We start from the raw sequence: 19624 nt of genomic DNA, 5'->3' as shown, positions 1-19624 counted from the left end.
GGTGAGGATCCTGTGCCGCTCCTACATTCCGGCGATCAGTTTTTCGACGCGGTCGTCGACCGAGCGGAACGGGTCCTTGCACAACACGGTGCGCTGCGCCTGGTCGTTGAGCTTGAGGTGGACCCAGTCGACGGTGAAGTCCCGGCGCTGCTCCTGGGCGCGGCGGATGAAGTCGCCGCGGAGGCGGGCCCGGGTGGTCTGCGGAGGCACCGACTTGCCCTCGAAGATCTTCACGTCGTTGCACACCCGCGCCGCCTGACCGTTCTTCTGGAGCAGGTAGTACAGGCCGCGGCGGCGGTGGATGTCGTGGTACGCGAGGTCTATCTGGGCGACTCGCGGGTGCGACATGGTCATGTTGTGCTTGGCCCGGTAACGCTCGATGAGCTTGTACTTCATGACCCAGTCGATCTCGGTCTCGATCTTGTCGAGCTCCTCGTGCTCGACGGCGTCGAGCGTACGGCCCCAGAGGTCGAGGACCTGGGCGACGACACCGCTGCGGATGCCGCGGCGGTCGACGAAGTCGGCGGCCTTCTCGTAGTACTCGCGCTGGACCTCGAGGGCGGAGGCCTCGCGGCCGCTGGCCAGGCGGACCTTGCGCTGGCCGGTGATGTCGTGGCTGACCTCGCGGATGGCCCGGATCGGGTTCTCCAGGGTGAGGTCGCGCATCACGGTGCCCGCCTCGATCATGCGCAGCACGAGGTCGGTGGCGCCGACCTTGAGCAGCATGGTCGTCTCGGACATGTTGGAGTCGCCGACGATGACGTGGAGCCGGCGGTAGCGCTCGGCGTCCGCGTGCGGCTCGTCGCGGGTGTTGATGATGGGGCGCGAACGGGTGGTGGCGGAGCTGACGCCCTCCCAGATGTGCTCGGCGCGCTGGGAGACGCAGTAGACGGCGCCGCGCGGGGTCTGCAGGACCTTTCCGGCACCGCAGATGAGCTGGCGGGTGACGAGGAAGGGAATGAGGATGTCCGCGAGCCGGGAGAACTCTCCGTGGCGGGCCACCAGATAGTTCTCGTGGCAGCCGTAGGAGTTTCCGGCGGAGTCGGTGTTGTTCTTGAAGAGATAGACGTCGCCCGCGATTCCCTCCTCGTGCAGGCGGCGTTCCGCGTCGACGAGCAGTCCTTCGAGAATGCGCTCGCCCGCCTTGTCGTGGGTGACCAGTTCGACCACGTTGTCGCATTCGGGAGTTGCGTATTCCGGATGCGAACCCACGTCAAGGTACAGGCGGGCTCCGTTCCGCAGGAAGACATTGCTGCTGCGGCCCCATGACACGACACGGCGGAAGAGGTAGCGCGCCACTTCGTCAGGAGACAGTCGGCGCTGTCCCCTGAACGTGCACGTGACGCCGTACTCGTTCTCCAGCCCGAAAATGCGGCGGTCCATGTCTGAACATTACGCCTGAAGCCCTGTGCTGAAACCGGGTTCGACGTCCCCGTTTCGATCATTTTCCGATGAGTGCGGGTTCTTTTCGGTCGGTCCGGCCGGGGCGCCCGCGGCCTCCGGGCCCCCGCTGACGGCGTGTCGCACCTCCCGGGCGGGCGGCACGACGTCCCCGAGGACCCGGCCGGTGGCGAGGAGCACGAGGAAGGCGACGAAGCCGCCCACGCCGGCCACGGCGAAACCGGCCGGGGTCCCGGCCAGTTCGACGGCGGGTCCGGACACGGCGGAGCCGAGGGCGGCGCCGACGCCGAAGGTGGTGACGAGCCAGGAGAAGGCCTCGGTGACCGTGCCGCTGGGAGCGTGGCGGTCGACCACGATGAAGGCGCAGGCGATGGCGGGCGCCAGGAACACGCCGGCGAGGGCGCTGAGGGCGGTCATGGCGGCCGGCCCGGGTACGAGGAGCAGCGGCAGGTAGCCGAGGGCGAGCAGCAGCACCAGGACCCGCAGCCGCCTTTCCGGCGCTCCGGCCCACTGGCGGGCGCCGTAGCCGACGCCGCCGATCAGGGCGCCGAGACCGAGGGCGGCCATCAGCCAGCCGTACACGGCGTCGTTGCCGCGGTCGTCGGCGTAGGCGACGCCGGCGACGGTGATGGAGCCGAGGGCGAGGCCGACGAAGAAGAACGAGGCCAGCAGGGCGAGCAGGCCGGGCGAGCGCAGCGCGCCGAGCCAGTGCGCCTCGCGGGGCGCCGAGCGCCAGCGGCGGGACGGCTTGGAGAGGACCACGGAGAGCGCGCCGAGGACGCCGAGCAGATTGATGACGAGGAGCGCGGCGGCGGGCGACCAGAGGGCCACCAGGAGCGTCACGAGCAGGGGCCCGACGGTGAACATGACCTCCTGGGCGACGGCGTCCAGGGCGTAAGCGCGGTGGACCCGGTCCTCGCGGCCGAGCACGCTCGGCCAGAGTGCGCGCAGGCCGCCTTCGAGCGGCGGCGTGAAGAGTCCGGCGACGAGGACGGCGGCGTACGCGAGGAGCAGGTTACCGATGCCGGTGACGGCCAGGGCGGCCATGCCGAGCGCGGATATGAGCGCGGCGGGGAGCTGGACGCGGGGCTGGCCCTTGAGGTCGACGGCGCGGCCGAGGAGGGGCTGTCCGACGGCGGTGGCCAGGCCGTAGGCGGCGATGAGGCCGCCGGCCAGGCTGTAGCTGCCGCCCTCGGCTCGGGTGAAGACGGTGATGGCGATCGGGCCGGTGCCGTTGGGGAGCCGGCCGACCAGGGTGCCGGTCAGCAGGCGGGCCGCGTGCGGGGCGCGCAGGATGTCCAGATAGCCGCCGCGTGCCGTGCCCTCGGTGGCCATGGCGTCTCCCTCCCTGGGGCGTCAGCCCGAGGTTTTACGTATAACGTTACGTGTCATACGTACCATGTCGACAGCGCGGAGGTCCACCCACGCGTGGGAATCGCCCTCGACCCGGAGGCTCCAGTGCACACCCCGGAACAGCCCGCCGCCATTCGGCCGACCAGCCGGGACGTCGCCCGGGCCGCCGGCGTCTCCCAGGCCACGGTCTCCCTGGTCCTCGGGCAGAAGTGGCGCGGCCGGGTCTCCGAGCGCACCGCGGACGCCGTACGGGCCGCCGCCCGCGACCTCGGCTACCGGCCCAACATCGCCGCGCGCAACCTGCGCCTCGGCCGCACCAGGACCGCGCTGCTGGTCGTCCCGGCGCTCACCAACGAGTTCTTCGCGCACGTCTACACCGGCGCGGCCGTCGAGGCCGCCCGGCACGGCTTCGGCGTGGTGCTCTACCCCTCCCCCGACGGCGTGGGACCCGCCAAGGACCCCTTCGCGTCCGCCCAGGCCGCCCTGGACGGCGTGCTCGCCTCCTCGATGGCCACGGACGCCCTGCGGGCCTTCCAGGGCACCGAGCTGCCGCTCGTCATGCTGGACAGCGACCCGGCCGGCGCCGGCGCCGCCGCGCACGTCAACCTCGACGTCGCCGACGGCATGCGGCGGGTGACGGGCCACCTCCTGGAACTCGGCCACCGCCGCTTCCTGCACCTGGCGTCCGCCGTCCCGTCCTGGACCTTCGACGTGCGGGCCGCCGTGCTCGCCGACGCGCTGCGCGGTACGGAGCTGCGCACGGCACGCGCCCGGCTGAACGTCGCCGACGCCTGGGAGGCCGCGCATCTGGCGCTCACCGCCCCGGGCCCCAGGCCCACCGCGGTGATCTGCGACGACGACATCCTCGCGGCCGGCGTCTACAAGGCGGCCCGGCGGCTCGGGCTGCGCATCCCCGAGGACCTGTCGGTCACCGGCTTCGACGACATGGCGCTGGCGACCGCACTCGAACCGGAACTCACCACCGTCCGGCTGCCCGCCGAGGAGTTCGGCGGGCGGGGCATGGCCGCCCTCCTCGCCGTCCTGTCGGGCGGCCGGCCCGAACCGGCCGACCTGCCCGTCGAGCTGGTCGTCCGCGCCTCCTCGGGCCCGGCGCCGGCCGTCTGAGACACGACGAGGGCCCCGGAACCGCTCGCGGTTCCGGGGCCCTCCCGTCGTAGCGGCGGCCGGGCTGTGCGGCCGCCCAGGGCACTACTCCTCGGTGTCGGCCGTCTCGTCCGACGGGTCGTCCGTCTTCGTCAGGGCCGCGTCGTCCGCCTCCAGCAGACGCTTCAGCTGCCGGCCGACGATCCGCTTGAACTTGCGCTGCTGCGGGCGCGTGCGGTCCAGGACCGCGACCTCGAGCCGCTCCGCGGGGATCTCCCGCTCGGTGCCGTTGGTGTCGCGGGACAGCGCCTGCACCGCCAGCTTCAGCGCCTCGGCGAGCGACATGCCGTCGCGGTGCCGCTGGTCAAGGAAGGAGCTGATCTGCTCCGCGTTGCCACCGACCGCGACCGAGCCGTGCTCGTCGACGATCGATCCGTCGTGCGGCAGCCGGTAGATCTGGTCGCCCTCGGGGTCGGCGCCGACCTCGGCGACGACCAGCTCCACCTCGTACGGCTTCTCGCCCGCGCTGGAGAAGATGGTGCCCAGCGTCTGGGCGTAGACGTTGGCCAGACCGCGGGCCGTGACGTCGTCACGGTCGTAGGTGTAGCCGCGCAGATCGGCGTAGCGCACGCCGCCGATCCGCAGGTTCTCGTACTCGTTGTACTTGCCGGCGGCGGCGAAGCCGATCCGGTCGTAGATCTCGCTGAACTTGTGCAGGGCGCGGGACGGGTTCTCTCCGACGAAGACGATGCCGTCGGCGTACTGGAGGACGACCAGGCTGCGGCCGCGGGCGATGCCCTTGCGGGCGTACTCCGCCCGGTCGGCCATGGCCTGCTGGGGTGAGACATAGAACGGCGTGGACACCGGCTACCGTCCCTTTCTTCCGGTCGATAGGGCTCTGGAGGGCTTCTTCGGTCGACGAGTGGTCACAGCAGGGCGGCGCGCGGGCCGTCGGGCTGCTCCAGACGCCGCTCGGTGACCGACCGGGCGAGCTCGGAGGACTCCGTCTCCGTGAGCCTGCGGAAGCCCTCTTCGGTGATGACGGTGACGATCGGGAAGATCCTGCGGGCCAGGTCCGGGCCGCCGGTCGCCGAGTCGTCGTCCGCCGCGTCGTACAGCGCCTGGACGACGAGCGTGGTGGCCTGCTCCTCGGTCAGGTCGTCCCGGTAGAGCTTCTTCATCGACCCGCGCGCGAAGATCGAGCCCGAGCCGGTGGCGGCATACCCGTGCTCCTCGGAGCGGCCGCCGGTGACGTCGTAGGAGAAGATCCGGCCCTTCTCCTTGCCCTCGTCCCAGCCGGCGAACAGCGGGACGACGGCGAGGCCCTGCATGGCCATGCCGAGATTGCTGCGGATCATGGTGGACAGGCGGTTGGCCTTGCCCTCCAGGGAGAGGGTCGCGCCCTCCACCTTCTCGAAGTGCTCCAGCTCCAGCTGGAACAGCTTCACCATCTCCACGGCGAGACCGGCCGTGCCGGCGATGCCGACCGCGGAGTACTCGTCGGCCGGGAACACCTTCTCGATGTCCCGCTGCGCGATCATGTTCCCCATGGTCGCGCGCCGGTCACCGGCGAGCACGACCCCGCCGGGGAACGTCGCGGCGACGATGGTCGTCCCGTGCGGTGCCTCGACGACCCCTTCCGGCAGCTTCCGGTGGCCCGGGAGCATCTCCGGCGAGTGGTCGGCGAGGAAGTCCATGAAGGAGGACGAGCCCGGCGTCAGGAAGGCCGCCGGCAGACGCCCGATACTACGAGGGTTGGCTTCCACGCGATTCCTTCCGGTGGGAACGACGGCCCGCCGTGGGGACGCACGGGCCGATCTTGCGTACTGTGCACGGACCTTACCCGTGCCGCCGCCTGTCATCCGTCCCCGGGCCCACGGCTTTCCGGGGCTCCGGGGACGGAGGCGACAGGAGCGCCTGAGCGGCTACTCGCCGCCCTTCTGCACGAAGGACCGCACGAAGTCCTCCGCGTTCTCCTCCAAGACGTCGTCGATCTCGTCCAGGACGGAGTCCACGTCGTCCGAAAGCTTCTCCTGGCGTTCCTTGAGGTCGGAGCTCGCCTCCGTGGTGGTCTCCTCGACCTCCTCGGTGGAACGCGTCGCCTTCTGCTGTCCGCCGCCGGTGTCCTTGGTCGCCATAAACCTCACCCCGCTCGAATCGGCCCGCTCGGTTGGGTCTGTACAAGATCAGACCCTACAAGCCGGGACTGACATCGGCCCCGCAGTTTCTTCAATCCGGGCACTGCTTCCATGATTCCCAGGAGACGGGCATTTCAGCCGCGCCCCCGGAATCCCGGGGATTTTCCGGGATTCCGGGCGGTTCTCAGCCGCCGGAGAGGACCCGCACGAGTTCCTCGGCCGTGCGGCAGCGGTCCAGGAGTTCCTTCACGTGGTTCCGGGTACCCCGCAGGGGTTCCAGGGTCGGGACGCGCTGGAGCGAGTCGCGTCCGGGCAGGTCGAAGATCACCGAGTCCCAGGAGGCGGCGGCCACGTCGTCCGCGTACTGCTCCAGGCAGCGGCCGCGGAAATAGGCCCTGGTGTCCTCAGGAGGGCTCGTCTCGGCCCGCCGCACCGTTTCCTCGTCCAGCAGGCGCTTCATGCGCCCACGGGCCACCAGACGGTTGTACAGGCCCTTCTCGGGCCGCACGTCGGCGTACTGCAGGTCGACGAGGTGCAGGCGGGCGGCGTCCCAGTCCAGGCCGTCCCGGCGGCGGTAGCCCTCCATGAGCTCCCGCTTGGCGATCCAGTCCAGTTCGCCGGCCAGGCTCATCGGGTCGTTCTCGAGCCGGTTGAGGGTGTCCTCCCAGCGGCTCAGGACGTCCTTGGTCTGCTCGTCGGCGTCCGCCCCGTAGCGCTCGTCCACGTACTTCCTGGCCAGCTCGAAGTACTCCATCTGGAGCTGCACCGCGGTGAGTGTCCGGCCGCTGCGGAGCGTGACCAGATACTCCAGGCCCGGGTCGTGCGAGACCTGGTGGAGGGTGCGTACGGGCTGGTCGACGGCGAGGTCGACGGTGATGAAGGCGTCCTCGATCATCGACAGGACGAGCGACGTCGTGCCGAGCTTGAGATAGGTGGAGATCTCGGAGAGGTTGGCGTCGCCGATGATCACATGCAGCCGCCGGTACTTCTCGGCGTCCGCGTGCGGCTCGTCGCGGGTGTTGATGATCGGGCGCTTGAGGGTCGTCTCGAGGCCCACCTCGACCTCGAAGTAGTCGGCGCGCTGGCTGATCTGGAAGCCGTGCTCCCGGCCGTCCTGGCCGATTCCGACCCGGCCGGCGCCGGTGACGACCTGCCGGGAGACGAAGAACGGCGTCAGATGGCGCACGATGTCCGAGAACGGCGTCTCGCGCTTCATCAGGTAGTTCTCGTGCGTGCCGTAGGACGCGCCCTTGTTGTCGGTGTTGTTCTTGTAGAGGTGGATCGGCTGGGCGCCGGGCAGCTGGGCGGCCCGCTCGGCGGCCTCGGCCATGATCCGCTCGCCGGCCTTGTCCCACAGGACGGCGTCGCGCGGGTTGGTGACCTCGGGCGCGCTGTACTCCGGGTGGGCGTGGTCCACGTAGAGCCGCGCGCCGTTGGTCAGGATGACGTTGGCCAGGCCGATGTCCTCGTCGGTGAGCTGGCTGGAGTCGGCGGCCTCGCGGGCGAGGTCGAAGCCGCGGGCGTCCCGCAGCGGATTCTCCTCCTCGAAGTCCCAGCGGGCGCGGCGCGCCCGGTGCATCGCCGCCGCGTAGGCGTTGACGATCTGGGACGAGGTGAGCATGGCATTGGCGTTGGGGTGCCCCGGGACGGAGATCCCGTACTCCGTCTCGATGCCCATTACTCGCCGTACGGTCATGCGGCCCTCCTTGCCCGGCGCCGCTCCCCGCACAGTGCGTGATTCGGCGGTACCCACGAGCCTAGAGCGGCCGCGCGCGTACGGGGAGATCAGAAGCGATTCGGTGAGTGGAAAGCGACGGCTGCGGATGCCCGGTTTCCGGACATCCGCAGCCGGTGCGCGTCACTACAGGTACTGACCGGTGTTGGCCACCGTGTCGATGGAGCGACCGGTGTCCGCGCCCTGCTTTCCGGTGACGAGGGTGCGGATGAAGACGATCCGCTCGCCCTTCTTTCCGGAGATTCGGGCCCAGTCGTCCGGGTTGGTGGTGTTGGGAAGGTCCTCGTTCTCCTTGAACTCGTCCACGCAGGCCTGGAGGAGGTGGGAGACGCGAATGCCCTTCTGGTCGTGGTCGAGGAAGGCCTTGATGGCCATCTTCTTGGCCCGGTCGACGATGTTCTGGATCATCGCGCCGGAGTTGAAGTCCTTGAAGTACAGGACTTCCTTGTCGCCGTTGGCGTACGTGACCTCGAGGAAGCGGTTCTCCTCGGATTCCGCGTACATCTGCTCGACCACGGACTGGATCATTCCGTGGGCCGCGGCCTCCTTCGATCCGCTGTGCTCGGCGAGGTCGTCGGCGTGCAGCGGGAGGGAGGCGGTGAGGTACTTGGCGAAGATGTCCTTGGCCGCCTCGGCGTCCGGGCGCTCGATCTTGATCTTGACGTCGAGCCGGCCGGGCCTCAGGATCGCGGGGTCGATCATGTCCTCGCGGTTGGAGGCGCCGATGACGATCACGTTCTCCAGGCCCTCCACGCCGTCGATCTCGGCGAGCAGCTGCGGGACGATGGTGTTCTCCACGTCCGAGCTGACACCGGATCCACGGGTGCGGAAGAGCGATTCCATCTCGTCGAAGAAGACGATGACGGGGGTGCCCTCGCTCGCCTTCTCCCGGGCACGCTGGAAGACGAGGCGGATGTGCCGCTCGGTCTCGCCGACGTACTTGTTGAGGAGCTCGGGACCCTTGATGTTCAGGAAGTAGGACTTCCCGGCGGGCTGCCCGGTCACCTCGGCGACCTTCTTGGCAAGGGAGTTGGCGACGGCCTTCGCGATCAGCGTCTTGCCGCAGCCGGGCGGACCGTAGAGCAGGATGCCCTTCGGCGGCCGCAGTTCGTGCTCCTTGAAGAGGTCCGGGTAGAGGTACGGAAGCTCGACGGCGTCGCGGATCAGCTCGATCTGGTTGCCCAGACCGCCGATCTTGTCGTAGTCGACGTCCGGGACCTCTTCGAGGACGAGTTCCTCGACCTCGCTCTTGGGGACCACTTCGTAGACGTAGCCGGAGCGGGGCTCGAGGAGCAGGGCGTCGCCGGGGCGGATGGTGATGTCCAGCAGGGGCTCGGCGAGCCGCACCACCCGTTCCTCGTCGGTGTGCCCGATCACCAGGGCGCGCTCGCCGTCCTCGAGGATCTCCTTGAGGGTGACGATGTCCCCGGCGCGCTCGAACTCCATGGCCTCGACCACGTTGAGCGCCTCGTTGAGCATGACTTCCTGGCCCCGCCTGAGCTCGTCGAGCTCCACGGCGGGACTCACGTTCACCCGGAGCTTGCGGCCCCCGGTGAAGATGTCGCACGTGCCGTCCTCGTTCGCCTGCAGGAAGACACCGAAGCCGGCCGGCGGCTGCGCGAGCCGGTCGACCTCCTCCTTGAGGGCCACGATCTGGTCCCGGGCCTCACGGAGCGTATTGGCGAGCCGCTCGTTCTGCGCGGACACGCCGGCCAGGTTCGTCTGCAGCTCGACGATCCGCTCCTCGAGAATCCTCGTGTGACGCGGAGAGTCGGCGAGCTTGCGGCGCAGGACGGCGATTTCCTGCTCGAGATAGGCAACCTGGCCGGCGGGGTCCTCAGACCCCCGCCCCGGCCGGATGCCGCGGTTGATGTCGTCGTCGTGGGCTGCCACGGTCCTCACCTCCTCCAAGGGGAGCTGGACGCTTCCTGACCCTACCTGGGCGGGTGACGATTGAAACCCCTAGATCAAAAAGACTCCGGGGTGTGTCCGATCTTCACCCTTGCGCTTCCCCTCACGCCAGGGAAATACCCACCGCCGGACGTTGCAAAAGCGGGCGGAGGTATCGTCGTGTGTGGTCAACACCCGTCAGGCTTGGCCCGACTTACCCGCGCGACGCAGAAACGGCAGGACTTATGACCGTGCAGCAGGAGTCTCCGGCCACGGGCGCCGAGGAGGCGCTGGAGGTCTGGATCGACCAGGACCTGTGCACCGGGGACGGAATCTGCGCGCAGTACGCCCCGGAGGTCTTCGAGCTCGACATCGACGGGCTCGCATATGTGAAGAGCGCGGACGACGAGCTGCTCCAGGAGCCGGGCGCGACGACGCCGGTGCCGCTGCCGCTGCTCACGGACGTGGTGGACTCCGCGAAGGAGTGCCCGGGCGACTGCATCCACGTCCGCCGGGTCCGCGACGGCGTGGAGGTGTACGGCCCCGACGCCGGGTGACGGCCGGGCCGTGAGGGAAGGCGCGCGCCGGGTCAGACGGCGCGCGCCTCGGCGCGTGCGGTCCGGACGAAGGTCCCGCCGTGCCAGCGCCAGCTGACCTGTTCGCGCTGGTCGGGGCAGCAGCTGGGGACGTCGGGCGAGGAGTAGCCGAGCAGGGTGGCCTGGACGGCGCCGTCGCGTACGGCGAAGTCGCTGACGTTCTTCAGCTGGGAGGGCTCCACGAGCGTCGCAACCACGCGGGCGGTCCGGGCGCCGGCGCCCTTGCCGTGGGTGAGGACGTAGATGCCGCTGGGCGGCGTTCCGGAGCCGGCTTCGCAGTGTACGACTGCGACGGTCTCCGGGTTCCCGTCGCCGTCGAGGTCGCCGGTGGCCCGCTGGGCGATCTTGCTGGGGCCTCCGCCGCACTCCAGCGGATAGTGGGCGGTGGCCGCGTCGGGAGCCGGCCGCGGGGCGGGCGGGGCGGCGGTGGCTCCGGCCGGGTCGGGCTGGAGCAGTCCGGCGAGGGCGAGGATTCCGGCCATCGCGGTGGCGGTGGCCAGCCAGTGCACCGGCCGGGTGTGGGTGTGCGCCAGGTCCGTGACGGCGGAGGTCTGCACGCGAGGAGTCTCCTGTGAGGGTGGTGCGGAAGGAGTTGCGGGCATCGTGCCACACGTCACAGGAGCGCGGAACAGGTGGGGTCGGCCCTTGTCGCGGGGCCTCGGCCGTTGTCGCAGGGCCTCGGCCGTTGTCACGGCGCCTCGGCGGCGTCGTAGGGCCTCGGCGTCGTGGCGGGGCGGCGGCGGCGTCGCGGCGCCCAGGCCCGCGTACGGCCGCTGCGGCGGCGTACGGATGCACCGGCGGGCGCGGCCGTCCGGCAGGCGGCGCCGGCGTGCGGCCCCGAACGTGAGGGTGCCGCCGCCGACTTCCGCGCGCTGGGCGGGAACTCGACGACGGCACACATGCGTTGTCGGGGCGTCAGCCCTCGGGGGCGTCAGCCCTTGTTCGGACCCTCGTAGTCCTCGCCGTAGGCGCCCTTGGCGGGCCGGCGGCGGCGCATCGGCGGCTCGACGCCGTCCGCGAGGCGACGGGCGGTGACGAGGAAGCCGGTGTGGCCGATCATCCGGTGGTCCGGGCGGACGGCCAGGCCCTCGACGTGCCAGTTGCGGATCATGGACTCCCACGGCTGCGGCTCGGCGTAGCAGCCGAACTCGCGGATGGACTCCACGGTGCGGGCGAGCTGCGTGGTGGTGGCCACGTAGCAGCACAGGATGCCGCCGGGGACGAGCGCCTTGGAGACGGCCTCCAGGCACTCCCAGGGCGCGAGCATGTCGAGGATGACGCGGTCGACGTCGGTGTCGGACAGGTTGTCCTGGAGGTCGCCGACGGTCAGCTGCCACGCGGGGTGCGGGCCGCCGAAGTAGCGCTCGACGTTGCCCTTGGCGATCTCGGCGAAGTCCTCGCGGCGCTCGTAGGAGTGCAGCATGCCGCTGTCGCCGATGGCGCGCAGCAGGAAGGAGCTCAGCGAGCCGGAGCCCACACCGGCCTCGACGACGCGGGCGCCGGGGAAGATGTCGGCGAAGGCGAGGATCTGCCCCGCGTCCTTGGGGTAGACCACGGCGGCGCCGCGGGGCATGGACAGGACGTAGTCGGGGAGCAGGGGGCGCAGCGCGAGGTAGGCGACGTTTCCCGTGGTACGGACAACACTGCCCTCGGGAGCACCGATCAGCTCGTCGTGCGGGAAGGAACCCTTGTGGGTGTGGAAGTTCTTCCCGGCCTCGAGCGTGAACGTGTAGTGGCGTCCCTTGGGGTCGGTGAGCTGGACCTGGTCCCCGACCTTGAAGGGCCCGCGACGGCGGGCGGCACCGGTCGGTTCGGACATGTGAACAGGGTACCGGTGTTACGAGGAGGGTCGTGCCATGGCCTTCACGAAGGCCTTCTCGACGTCGGTGGCCGACAGCACGCCGTAGATCTCGCCGCCCTCCTCGACGACGAGGTATTCGGTGGCCGGGCTGGCGCGCAGGTGGTCCAGGAGGGGCTGGCCGGTGAGGTCGGCGGGGACCTTCATGCCGTCGACGAGGTCCTGGGTGAGGGCGCTGACCGCGACCCAGGGCCGGCGGTGCTGGGGAATGCCGGCGATGGCGGACTCGCGGACGATGCCGGTGGGCGCGCCGTGGCCGTCGACGACGACGAGGGCGCGGGCGCCGGCCTCGTTGGCGCGGCGCAGGGCCTCGGAGAGCGGGGTGGCCGATTCGACGGGGATGGCGCGGCGGGTGAGGGTGCGGGCGCGCAGCTCGGGGAGGTGTTCGCGCAGCCGGGCCATGCGCAGGCTGTTGCCGGCGCCGGTCCAGATGATCGCGGCGAGGATGGCGGCGAGCAGGGCGTCGGTGACGGTGGTGAAGCCGTCGATGTCGGCGGTGGAGTTGCCGAGGAGGCCGGTGCGGGTGAGCAGCGGCAGTCCGATGAGGACGGTGACGGCGAGCGCGCGGCCGACCCAGGCGGCGGCGACGGTGCCGGTCATCGCGTTGCCGGTGATCTTCCAGACGACGGCGCGGAGCATCCGGCCGCCGTCGAGCGGCAGGCCGGGCAGCAGGTTGAAGACGGCGACGATCAGGTTGGAGATCATCAGGCCGCCGAGGAGGACACCGGGGACGGTGCCGGGCTCGACGGCGTAGAGGGTGGCGTAGAAGATGCCGGCGAGGACGAGGGAGAGCAGCGGGCCGACGAAGGCGAGGAGGAACTCGCGGCCGGGTGTCTCGGTCTCCTTCTCGATCTCGGAGACGCCGCCGAAGAACTGGAGCTGGATGCGGCGCACCGGGAGCTTGAAGCGGAGCGCGGCGATGGTGTGGGCCAGTTCGTGGACGAGGACGGAGGCGTAGAAGGCGATCGCGAAGAACAGCGAGACGAGGTAGCGTGCGGCGCCGAGCTCGGGCAGGACGCGTTCGATCTGGTCGCCGAAGACCCAGGTGATGAGGGCGGCGACGAGGAACCAGCTGGGCGCGACGTAGACGGGCACGCCGAAGGGCCGGCCCATGAGGATGCCGCCGCCCGGCCCCTCGGTCCGCTGCGGCTTGGACTCGTCCTGGTTCACGGGTTCCTTTCGTCGCCGAGCTGTCGGTCCGCGCGCTCGGTCACGGTTCGATCATGCAGCGCGACGGCCTCCTGCGTCGATGGTATTCCGCCCGCTGTCGGTGGCGGGCCGTAGGGTCTGTGTCATGAGTACGAGTGAGCAGCCGCCGGCGGAGGCCGGGAGCACGCCCCTGCCCGAGGCGACGGCGCCCCGGACGCCGATGTCGTTGTCGCCCTCCCGGGCGAGCGACTTCATGCAGTGCCCGCTGCTCTACCGGTTCCGGGTGATCGACCGGCTGCCGGAGAAGCCGAGCGCGGCGGCGACGCGCGGGACGCTGGTGCACGCGGTCCTCGAGCGGCTCTTCGACGCGCCGGCGGTGGAGCGGACGGCGCCGCGGGCGAAGGCGCTGATCCCGGGCCAGTGGGACCGGCTGCTCGAGTCGCGGCCCGAGCTGGGCGAGCTGTTCGCCGAGGACGCGGAGGGCGAGCGGCTCGCGCGGTGGCTGACGGAGGCGGAGGCGCTGGTCGAGCGGTGGTTCACGCTGGAGGACCCGACGCGTCTGGAGCCGGCCGAGCGCGAGCTGTTCGTGGAGACGGAGCTGGATTCGGGGCTGCGGCTGCGCGGTGTGATCGACCGGGTCGACGTGGCGCCGACGGGCGAGGTGCGGATCGTCGACTACAAGACGGGCAAGGCGCCCCGCCCCGAGTACAGCGAGGGCGCGCTGTTCCAGATGAAGTTCTACGCGCTGGTGGTCTGGCGGCTGAAGAACGTCGTGCCGCGCCGGCTGCAGCTGGTCTATCTCGGCAGCGGTGACGTGCTGACGTACGACCCGGTGGAGGCGGATCTGCTGCGGGTGGAGCGCAAGCTGCTGGCGTTGTGGGAGGCGATCCGGCTGGCGACCCGGACGGGTGACTGGCGGCCGCGGCCGACGAAGCTGTGCGGCTGGTGCGACCACCAGGCGGTGTGCCCGGAGTTCGGCGGCACTCCCCCGGTGTATCCGCTGCCGGTGGTGCCCGCGCGCCCGCCGGAGTCCGGCGACGGGGACCAGGGCAGAATGGACCGGGTCCAGCCCGCCCCGTGAAGGAGTTGTCCGTGGCAATCCGCGTCCTCCTGGTCGACGACCAGCCCCTGCTGCGCACCGGTTTCCGGATGATCCTGGAGGCCGAGCAGGACATCGCGGTGGTGGGTGAGGCCGGTGACGGCCTCCAGGCCCTCGACCAGGTGCGGGCGCTGCAGCCCGACGTGGTCCTGATGGACATCCGGATGCCGCGGATGGACGGGGTGGAGGCCACCCGGCAGATCACCGGTCCGGGCCGGGACGGCCCGGCGAAGGTGCTGGTGCTGACCACCTTCGACCTGGACGAGTACGTGGTGGAGGCGCTGCGGGCGGGAGCGAGCGGCTTCCTCCTGAAGGACGCCCCGGCGCACGAGCTGGTCCAGGCGATCCGGGTGGTGGCGGCGGGCGAGGCGATGCTGGCGCCGTCGATCACGCGCCGGCTGCTCGACAAGTACTCGGCGCACCTGCCCTCGGGCGACGAGCAGGTCCCGGACACCCTGAACACGCTGACCGAGCGTGAGGTCGAGGTGCTGAAGCTGGTGGCGCGGGGCCTGTCGAATGCGGAGATCGCGGCGGATCTGTTCGTCAGCGAGACGACGGTGAAGACCCATGTCGGCCATGTGCTGACGAAGCTGCGCCTGCGCGACCGGGTGCAGGCGGCGGTGTACGCGTACGAGAGCGGTCTGGTGCGTCCGGGCGCGCAGTGACCGGCCCCGGATGAGTGACCGGCCTCGGTTGTGCGGAAGGGCCCGGCACGCCTCGCGCGTGCCGGGCCCTTCGCCGTGCGGCGGGTGCCGTCAGCCCTTCTTGATCTCCCAGAAGCGGAAGACGGTGGAGGCGTCGAGCGTCCACTCCAGGCCGGTGACGGTGTCGCGGGCGACGGCGTACTGCTTGCCCTGCCACAGCGGCAGGAAGGGCAGCTGCTCGGCGACGATGTCCTGGATGCGGCCGAAGTCGGCGGCGGTCGCGCCGCGGTCGGCGGAGGCGGCGGTCTTCGGCAGGAGGCTGCCGGTGATGGCGGAGCTCTCGTAGTGGTTGCCGAGGACGTTGCCCTTGCCGAAGAAGGGCGCGGTGAAGTTGTCGGCGTCCGGGTAGTCGGGCACCCAGCCCTTGACGTAGACGCCGTACTCGCCGGCGGCGATGCCCTTCTCGTACTCCTCGAACTCGACGGACTTGACGTCGGCTTCGAACAGGCCGCTGGCGTTGAGCTGCTCGGCTATCGCCTTCATCTCCTGGTCGGTGGCGGGGCCGTAGCGGCTCGGCGTGGACCAGAGGGTGAGCTTGACCTTCTCGGTGATGCCGGCCGAGCGCAGCGCCTTCTTGGCCTGCTCCTTGTCGGGGCTGCCGTAGCTGTCGAAGAAGGCGGTGTTGTGGCCCGCGATGCCGGCCGGGACGATCGAGTAGAGCGGCGTGGCGGTCGACTTGTAGACGTCCTGGACGAGCGCCTCGCGGTCGACGAGGTGGGCGATGGCCTTGCGGACGCCCAGCTTGCCGACGACCGGGTCCTTGACGTTGAAGACGAGGTGCTGGACCTCGGCGCTGCTGCCCTGGACGATCTCGACGCCCTTGTCGTCGGTGCCCGCGGAGGCTTCGAGGGCGGCGATGTCGTCGGCGGACAGGCCTCGGTAGGCGACGTCGATCTCGTTGGCGGACAGAGCCTTGGCGAGGGCCTCGCGGTCGCCGCGGTAGAGCTTGAGGGTGACGCCGTCGTTCCTGCGCTTGGCGGAGCCGTGGTAGTCGGGGTTGGCGGAGAAGACGGCCTCGGTGTCGCTGATGGAGTCGAGCTTGTACGGGCCGGAGCCGACGGCCTTGCCGTCGGTGCGCAGCCCGTCCGCGGCGTACTCGCGGTGGTCGACGATGGAGCCGGCGCCGGAGGCGATCTTGCTCGGGAAGGTGGCGTCCGGGACCTTGAGCTTGAAGACGACGGTCCGCTCGTCGGGCGTCTCGATGGTGTCGATGGTCGACAGCAGCGGTGCCGGGCCGGAGGCGTCGTCGATCTTCAGGGCGCGCTCGAACGAGAACTTGACGTCCTCGGAGGTGAGCGGGTTGCCGTTGGAGAACTTCAGGCCCTCGCGGAGGGTGCAGGTGTAGACCCTGCTGCCGGGCGCGAAGCCGCACTTGTCGGCGGCCTCGGGCTCGGGTTCGGAGCCGCCCTTGGGGAAGGCGAGCAGGGACTGGAAGACGTTGTTGAACAGCAGCCACGAGCCGGGGTCGTAACCGGCGGCGGGGTCGGTCGCGAGGATCTCGTCCGACATGCCGACGCGGACGGTGTTCCCGGAGTCGCCGGAGCCGCCGCCCTGTTCGGTGCCGCAGCCGCTGAGCATCGCGGCCGCCAGGCCCGCGGCGAGCGGGGCGGTCAGCCACTTGTTGTGTGCCTTCACAGAACTTGCCTCTTGATCTCTTGCCAGGCCGGCCGCGCGGGGGTTTGCGCGGCCGGTAAACGAAGGGGTCAGGCGGTGCCGCGGCCCAGCTCCCACAGGAGCAGGTCGGAGGAGGTGTTCAGCGCCCATTCGACGCCGGTGACGTCGTCGCGCGCGGCGACGTACTGCTTGCCCTGCCACAGCGGCAGCACGGGAACGTCCTTGGCGACGATCTTCTGGATCTGCTCGAAGACGGGGGTCGCGGCGGTGCGGTCGGCCTGGCGGCGCGACTGCGGGATCAGCCGGTCACGGACGGACTGGTTGACGTAGGGGGTGTTGAGGAAGTTGTCGCTGTCGAGGAACGGAGCGACGTAGTTGTCCGGGTCCGGGTAGTCGGGGAACCAGCCGAGGCCGTAGACGGCGTAGTCGCCGCGCTTCTGGGCCGGGCGGAACTTGGACCATTCGGTGCCCTGGGTCTGGGCGTCGAAGAGCTTGGTGGCGTTGAGCTGGCCGCGCAGGGCCTCGAACTCCTCGGCCGTCTTGGCGCCGTAGTGGTCGGTCGTGTAGTGCAGGGTGATCTTGACCGGGGTCTTGACGCCGGCCTCGCGCAGGATCTTGGCGGCCTTGGCGGTGCTCGGCTCGCCGTAGGTGTCGATGAACGAGGTGGAGTGGCCGGTGATGCTGGAGGGGATCAGCGAGTAGAGCGGCTCGGCGGTGGGGCCGTAGACCTGGTCGACGAGCCGGCCGCGGTCGACGACGGCGGCCATGGCCTGCCGGACGGCCTTGTCCTCGACGCCGGGTGCCTTGGTGTTGAAGGCGAGGTAGCGGATCTCCAGGCCGGGGACCTCGGTGAGCTCGATGCCGTCCTGCGGCTTCTCGGTGAGCTCCTTGATCTGCGGCTGGGACATGGCGCGGGCCGCCATGTCGATGGAGTCGTCGCGCAGCGCCTTGTCCATGGCGCCGGCGTCGGCGAAGGAGCGCAGCTCGACCTTGTCGTTGCGCAGGGTGATGTCGCCCTTGTACTTCGCGTTCTTGGTGAAGACGAACTTGGTGACCTTGTCGCCGTCGGTCTCGGTCTTCATCGTGTACGGGCCGGAGCCGTCGACGTCGAAGCCGGCGCGCAGCGCCTTGCCGTCGTACCTGGACTTGCTGAGGATGCCGGCGACGGGGGTGGAGAGCTTGTACGGGAAGGTCGCGTCGGGCGTCTTGAGGTGGAAGACCACCTCCAGGTCGCCCTTGGTCTCGACGGTGTCGATGTTGGCGAGGAGCGCGGCGGTTCCGTTGTCGGACTTGATGGCGAGCACGCGCTCGACGGAGAACTTGACGTCCTCGGCGGTGATCGGGGTGCCGTCGGCGAAGGTGAGGCCCGCGCGGAGGGTGCAGCGGTAGCTCTCGCTCTGCTTGTCGGAGAATCCGCAGCTCTCGGCGGCCTCGGGGACCGGCTGGCCGCTGCCGCGCGGGACGTGCATCAGCGTCTGCACGGTCTGCCGCAGGATGTTCCAGGCGCCGGTGTCGTAGGCGAAGGCCGGGTCGAGGGGGGCGGGAGCGTCCTCGGTGGCGACGAACTGGTCCGTGGTGCCGACGACGATGGCTCTGCTCTCGTCTCCTCCACCGCAGCCGGCGAGCAGAGGTGTGAGCAGTGCGGCCACGGCCGGCAGCACCAGGGTCTTGCGGTTCATCGGGGAACGTTCTCCTCATCCGGCACGGGGTGACGGCCGGCACATCAACAGCGGCTTCGGTCACTCCGCCGGCCGCCCGGTCGGGGCGGGGCGATCGGGCCGGGAGGGGTGCGATCGGTCCTGTGTACGCGGCGACTTGGGTGGGCGCCGGGGCACGCGGAAGGTGCGGCGGAGTACTCGCGAAATGCTAGTGGGCGGTGTCGGCGTCACCGGACGGCGAAGGTCGCGCACGCGAGGCCGCACCGATCATGAATACGGTGCGTTCGATAGCCATGCGCCGGAATCATTCGTACGGTCCGGAGCGAATCGGGACACATGGGCGGGGCTTAAACGTCATGTTCCGGACAGCGCACGCAGACAGGCCACCCGCCGGTCGGCACTCTGGGTGAGCAACGTCACTCAGGGTTCTTTCCGGCGGATGGCCTGTTCGTTTCCGCGAGCGAAGCGGGGCGGGGTCAGATCCCGGCGGGCGAGGCGATCAGCGTGCGCAGGAAGGGCACGTCGACCTCCTCCAGCGAGCGCACCACGACCCGGCCCGCGGAGGGCGCGATGGGCGCGACGGAGGGCACCGCGACGACCCGGCAGCCGGCCGCCTCGGCCGCCGCGACGCCGGTGGCCGTGTCCTCGACGACCGCGCACAGGGACGGCTCGGCGCCGACGCCGCGGGCGGCGGTCAGATAGGGCTCGGGGTGCGGCTTCGTACGCGCGACCTCGTCGCCGGCGACGGTCAGCGCGAAGCGGTCGCCGCCCAGGGAGGCGAGCACCCGGTCGATGATCCGGCGGTGCGAGGCGGAGACCAGCGCGGTGGGGATGTTGTGCCGGGCCAGTTCGGTCAGCAGCCGGTCGGCGCCGGGCATCAGCGGGACGCCGCGGTCGATGCGCTGCTCGAACTTCTGGTTGAGCAGCACGGTGAGCTCTTCGAGGGTGATGTCGGCGCCGGTGGCCTCGATCAGATAGCCGGCGCTGCGGGTCATCGGCCCGCCGACGACGACGTCCCGCCAGGACTCGTCCAGCCGGTGTCCGAGGTCGGCGAAGACCTCGACCTCCGCGTCCCACCAAAAGCCCTCGGTGTCGACGAGGGTGCCGTCCATGTCGAGGAAGACCGCCTGCAGGGCGGAATTCCCGTGGGCACGGAACAAGGACGCGGGGACCGTACTGGTCATCCGGCACACCTCCATCGAGGGACGAGAAGGGCGGGGGGCCCCCCCCCCCCCCGGGGGGGGGGGGGGGGGGGGGCCGGCCCCCCCCCCCGCCCCGCGGGGCCCCCCCCCCCCCCCCGCCCCGCCCGCCCGCGGGTGGAGGGG

Annotated in this window: 17 protein-coding genes; 4 read left to right on the top strand and 13 right to left on the bottom strand. The window is 70.5% G+C overall.

Translation table 11 applies throughout. The features are described 5' to 3' along the window. Nucleotides 1–21: 21 nt before the first annotated feature. Both pafA and ACIGO8_RS19450 read right to left on the bottom strand, forming a co-directional pair. Nucleotides 22–1383 (bottom strand): Pup--protein ligase, encoded by a 1362-nt coding sequence (gene pafA / locus ACIGO8_RS19455; protein ID WP_399731777.1) that lies wholly within the window; start codon nt 1381–1383, stop codon nt 22–24. 9 nt (nt 1384–1392) lie between these two features. Then, nucleotides 1393–2736 (bottom strand): MFS transporter, encoded by a 1344-nt coding sequence (locus tag ACIGO8_RS19450; RefSeq protein ID WP_399731775.1) that lies wholly within the window; start codon nt 2734–2736, stop codon nt 1393–1395. A gap of 123 nt (nt 2737–2859) precedes the next feature. Between ACIGO8_RS19450 and ACIGO8_RS19445 the strand changes: the two genes are divergently transcribed. Then, entirely contained in the window at nt 2860–3879 is a 1020-nt protein-coding gene (locus ACIGO8_RS19445; RefSeq protein ID WP_399732422.1) for a LacI family DNA-binding transcriptional regulator, read from the top strand. A gap of 84 nt (nt 3880–3963) precedes the next feature. Here ACIGO8_RS19445 and prcA read toward each other — a convergent pair whose 3' ends face one another. The 5 genes from prcA to arc all read right to left on the bottom strand — a co-directional run bounded on the left by prcA (nt 3964) and on the right by arc (nt 9624). Further along, nucleotides 3964–4722: a proteasome subunit alpha gene (prcA, locus tag ACIGO8_RS19440; RefSeq protein ID WP_399731772.1), complete on the bottom strand. Its 759-nt coding sequence runs from the start codon at nt 4720–4722 to the stop codon at nt 3964–3966. Between the two features lie 62 nt (nt 4723–4784). Further along, the gene (gene prcB, locus ACIGO8_RS19435) at nt 4785–5624 is read right to left on the bottom strand and encodes a proteasome subunit beta (RefSeq protein ID WP_399731769.1); all 840 of its coding nucleotides are present in this window, start codon (nt 5622–5624) and stop codon (nt 4785–4787) included. A gap of 159 nt (nt 5625–5783) precedes the next feature. Beyond that, nucleotides 5784–5996 carry a ubiquitin-like protein Pup gene (locus tag ACIGO8_RS19430; RefSeq protein WP_015032443.1) on the bottom strand — a complete coding sequence of 71 codons (213 nt, stop codon included), beginning with the start codon at nt 5994–5996 and terminating at the stop codon, nt 5784–5786. Nucleotides 5997–6180: 184 nt separating this feature from the next. Continuing rightward, nucleotides 6181–7692: a depupylase/deamidase Dop gene (gene dop / locus ACIGO8_RS19425; RefSeq protein WP_399731767.1), complete on the bottom strand. Its 1512-nt coding sequence runs from the start codon at nt 7690–7692 to the stop codon at nt 6181–6183. Between the two features lie 165 nt (nt 7693–7857). Next, nucleotides 7858–9624 carry a proteasome ATPase gene (gene arc / locus ACIGO8_RS19420; RefSeq protein ID WP_399731764.1) on the bottom strand — a complete coding sequence of 589 codons (1767 nt, stop codon included), beginning with the start codon at nt 9622–9624 and terminating at the stop codon, nt 7858–7860. Between the two features lie 242 nt (nt 9625–9866). On the opposite strand from arc, the gene ACIGO8_RS19415 reads away from it, so the two are divergent. Continuing rightward, nucleotides 9867–10178: a ferredoxin gene (locus tag ACIGO8_RS19415; RefSeq protein ID WP_399731762.1), complete on the top strand. Its 312-nt coding sequence runs from the start codon at nt 9867–9869 to the stop codon at nt 10176–10178. A gap of 32 nt (nt 10179–10210) precedes the next feature. Here ACIGO8_RS19415 and ACIGO8_RS19410 read toward each other — a convergent pair whose 3' ends face one another. From ACIGO8_RS19410 to ACIGO8_RS19400, 3 genes are all read right to left on the bottom strand, one after another. After that, complete coding sequence (locus ACIGO8_RS19410) at nt 10211–10774, bottom strand: hypothetical protein (RefSeq protein WP_399731759.1); 564 nt, start codon at nt 10772–10774, stop codon at nt 10211–10213. 374 nt (nt 10775–11148) lie between these two features. After that, complete coding sequence (locus ACIGO8_RS19405) at nt 11149–12036, bottom strand: tRNA (adenine-N1)-methyltransferase (RefSeq protein WP_019884997.1); 888 nt, start codon at nt 12034–12036, stop codon at nt 11149–11151. 18 nt (nt 12037–12054) lie between these two features. After that, nucleotides 12055–13188, bottom strand: a complete 1134-nt coding sequence (locus ACIGO8_RS19400; RefSeq protein WP_399732419.1) for a site-2 protease family protein — start codon at nt 13186–13188, stop codon at nt 12055–12057. A gap of 136 nt (nt 13189–13324) precedes the next feature. On the opposite strand from ACIGO8_RS19400, the gene ACIGO8_RS19395 reads away from it, so the two are divergent. Both ACIGO8_RS19395 and ACIGO8_RS19390 read left to right on the top strand, forming a co-directional pair. Then, the gene (locus tag ACIGO8_RS19395; protein ID WP_399731756.1) at nt 13325–14305 is read left to right on the top strand and encodes a RecB family exonuclease; all 981 of its coding nucleotides are present in this window, start codon (nt 13325–13327) and stop codon (nt 14303–14305) included. A gap of 11 nt (nt 14306–14316) precedes the next feature. After that, nucleotides 14317–14988 carry a response regulator gene (locus ACIGO8_RS19390; RefSeq protein WP_399731753.1) on the top strand — a complete coding sequence of 224 codons (672 nt, stop codon included), beginning with the start codon at nt 14317–14319 and terminating at the stop codon, nt 14986–14988. A gap of 90 nt (nt 14989–15078) precedes the next feature. Here the strand turns inward: ACIGO8_RS19390 and ACIGO8_RS19385 are convergent, their stop codons facing one another. The 3 genes from ACIGO8_RS19385 to ACIGO8_RS19375 form a co-directional block, all read right to left on the bottom strand. Next, on the bottom strand, nt 15079–16662 hold the full coding sequence (locus ACIGO8_RS19385; protein ID WP_399731750.1) for an ABC transporter substrate-binding protein: 1584 nt from the start codon (nt 16660–16662) through the stop codon (nt 15079–15081). A 68-nt stretch (nt 16663–16730) separates the two neighbouring features. Beyond that, nucleotides 16731–18320, bottom strand: coding sequence for an ABC transporter substrate-binding protein (locus ACIGO8_RS19380; RefSeq protein ID WP_399731747.1), 1590 nt, complete (start codon nt 18318–18320; stop codon nt 16731–16733). Between the two features lie 455 nt (nt 18321–18775). Then, a complete protein-coding gene (locus ACIGO8_RS19375) occupies nt 18776–19483 on the bottom strand; it encodes an HAD family hydrolase (RefSeq protein WP_399731744.1) in 708 nt (235 codons plus the stop codon). Nucleotides 19484–19624 lie beyond the last annotated feature (141 nt).

It is taken from the genome of Streptomyces sp. NPDC053493, from assembly GCF_044544825.1.
In the GTDB taxonomy this organism is placed as follows: domain Bacteria; phylum Actinomycetota; class Actinomycetes; order Streptomycetales; family Streptomycetaceae; genus Streptomyces.
Note: the sequence above shows the minus strand (reverse complement) of the source record. Positions and strands in the feature narration are given on the sequence as shown.

What these genes read in the sequence shown, in the direction of transcription:
- pafA (WP_399731777.1), bottom strand. Translation starts at nt 1,383, where the DNA reads ATGGACCGCCGCATTTTCGGGCTGGAGAACGAGTACGGCGTCACGTGC.
- ACIGO8_RS19450 (WP_399731775.1), bottom strand. Translation starts at nt 2,736, where the DNA reads ATGGCCACCGAGGGCACGGCACGCGGCGGCTATCTGGACATCCTGCGC.
- ACIGO8_RS19430 (WP_015032443.1), bottom strand. Translation starts at nt 5,996, where the DNA reads ATGGCGACCAAGGACACCGGCGGCGGACAGCAGAAGGCGACGCGTTCC.
- dop (WP_399731767.1), bottom strand. Translation starts at nt 7,692, where the DNA reads ATGACCGTACGGCGAGTAATGGGCATCGAGACGGAGTACGGGATCTCC.
- ACIGO8_RS19415 (WP_399731762.1), top strand. Translation starts at nt 9,867, where the DNA reads ATGACCGTGCAGCAGGAGTCTCCGGCCACGGGCGCCGAGGAGGCGCTG.
- ACIGO8_RS19405 (WP_019884997.1), bottom strand. Translation starts at nt 12,036, where the DNA reads ATGTCCGAACCGACCGGTGCCGCCCGCCGTCGCGGGCCCTTCAAGGTC.
- ACIGO8_RS19400 (WP_399732419.1), bottom strand. Translation starts at nt 13,188, where the DNA reads ATGGGCCGGCCCTTCGGCGTGCCCGTCTACGTCGCGCCCAGCTGGTTC.
- ACIGO8_RS19395 (WP_399731756.1), top strand. Translation starts at nt 13,325, where the DNA reads ATGGTATTCCGCCCGCTGTCGGTGGCGGGCCGTAGGGTCTGTGTCATG.
- ACIGO8_RS19380 (WP_399731747.1), bottom strand. Translation starts at nt 18,320, where the DNA reads ATGAACCGCAAGACCCTGGTGCTGCCGGCCGTGGCCGCACTGCTCACA.
- ACIGO8_RS19375 (WP_399731744.1), bottom strand. Translation starts at nt 19,483, where the DNA reads ATGACCAGTACGGTCCCCGCGTCCTTGTTCCGTGCCCACGGGAATTCC.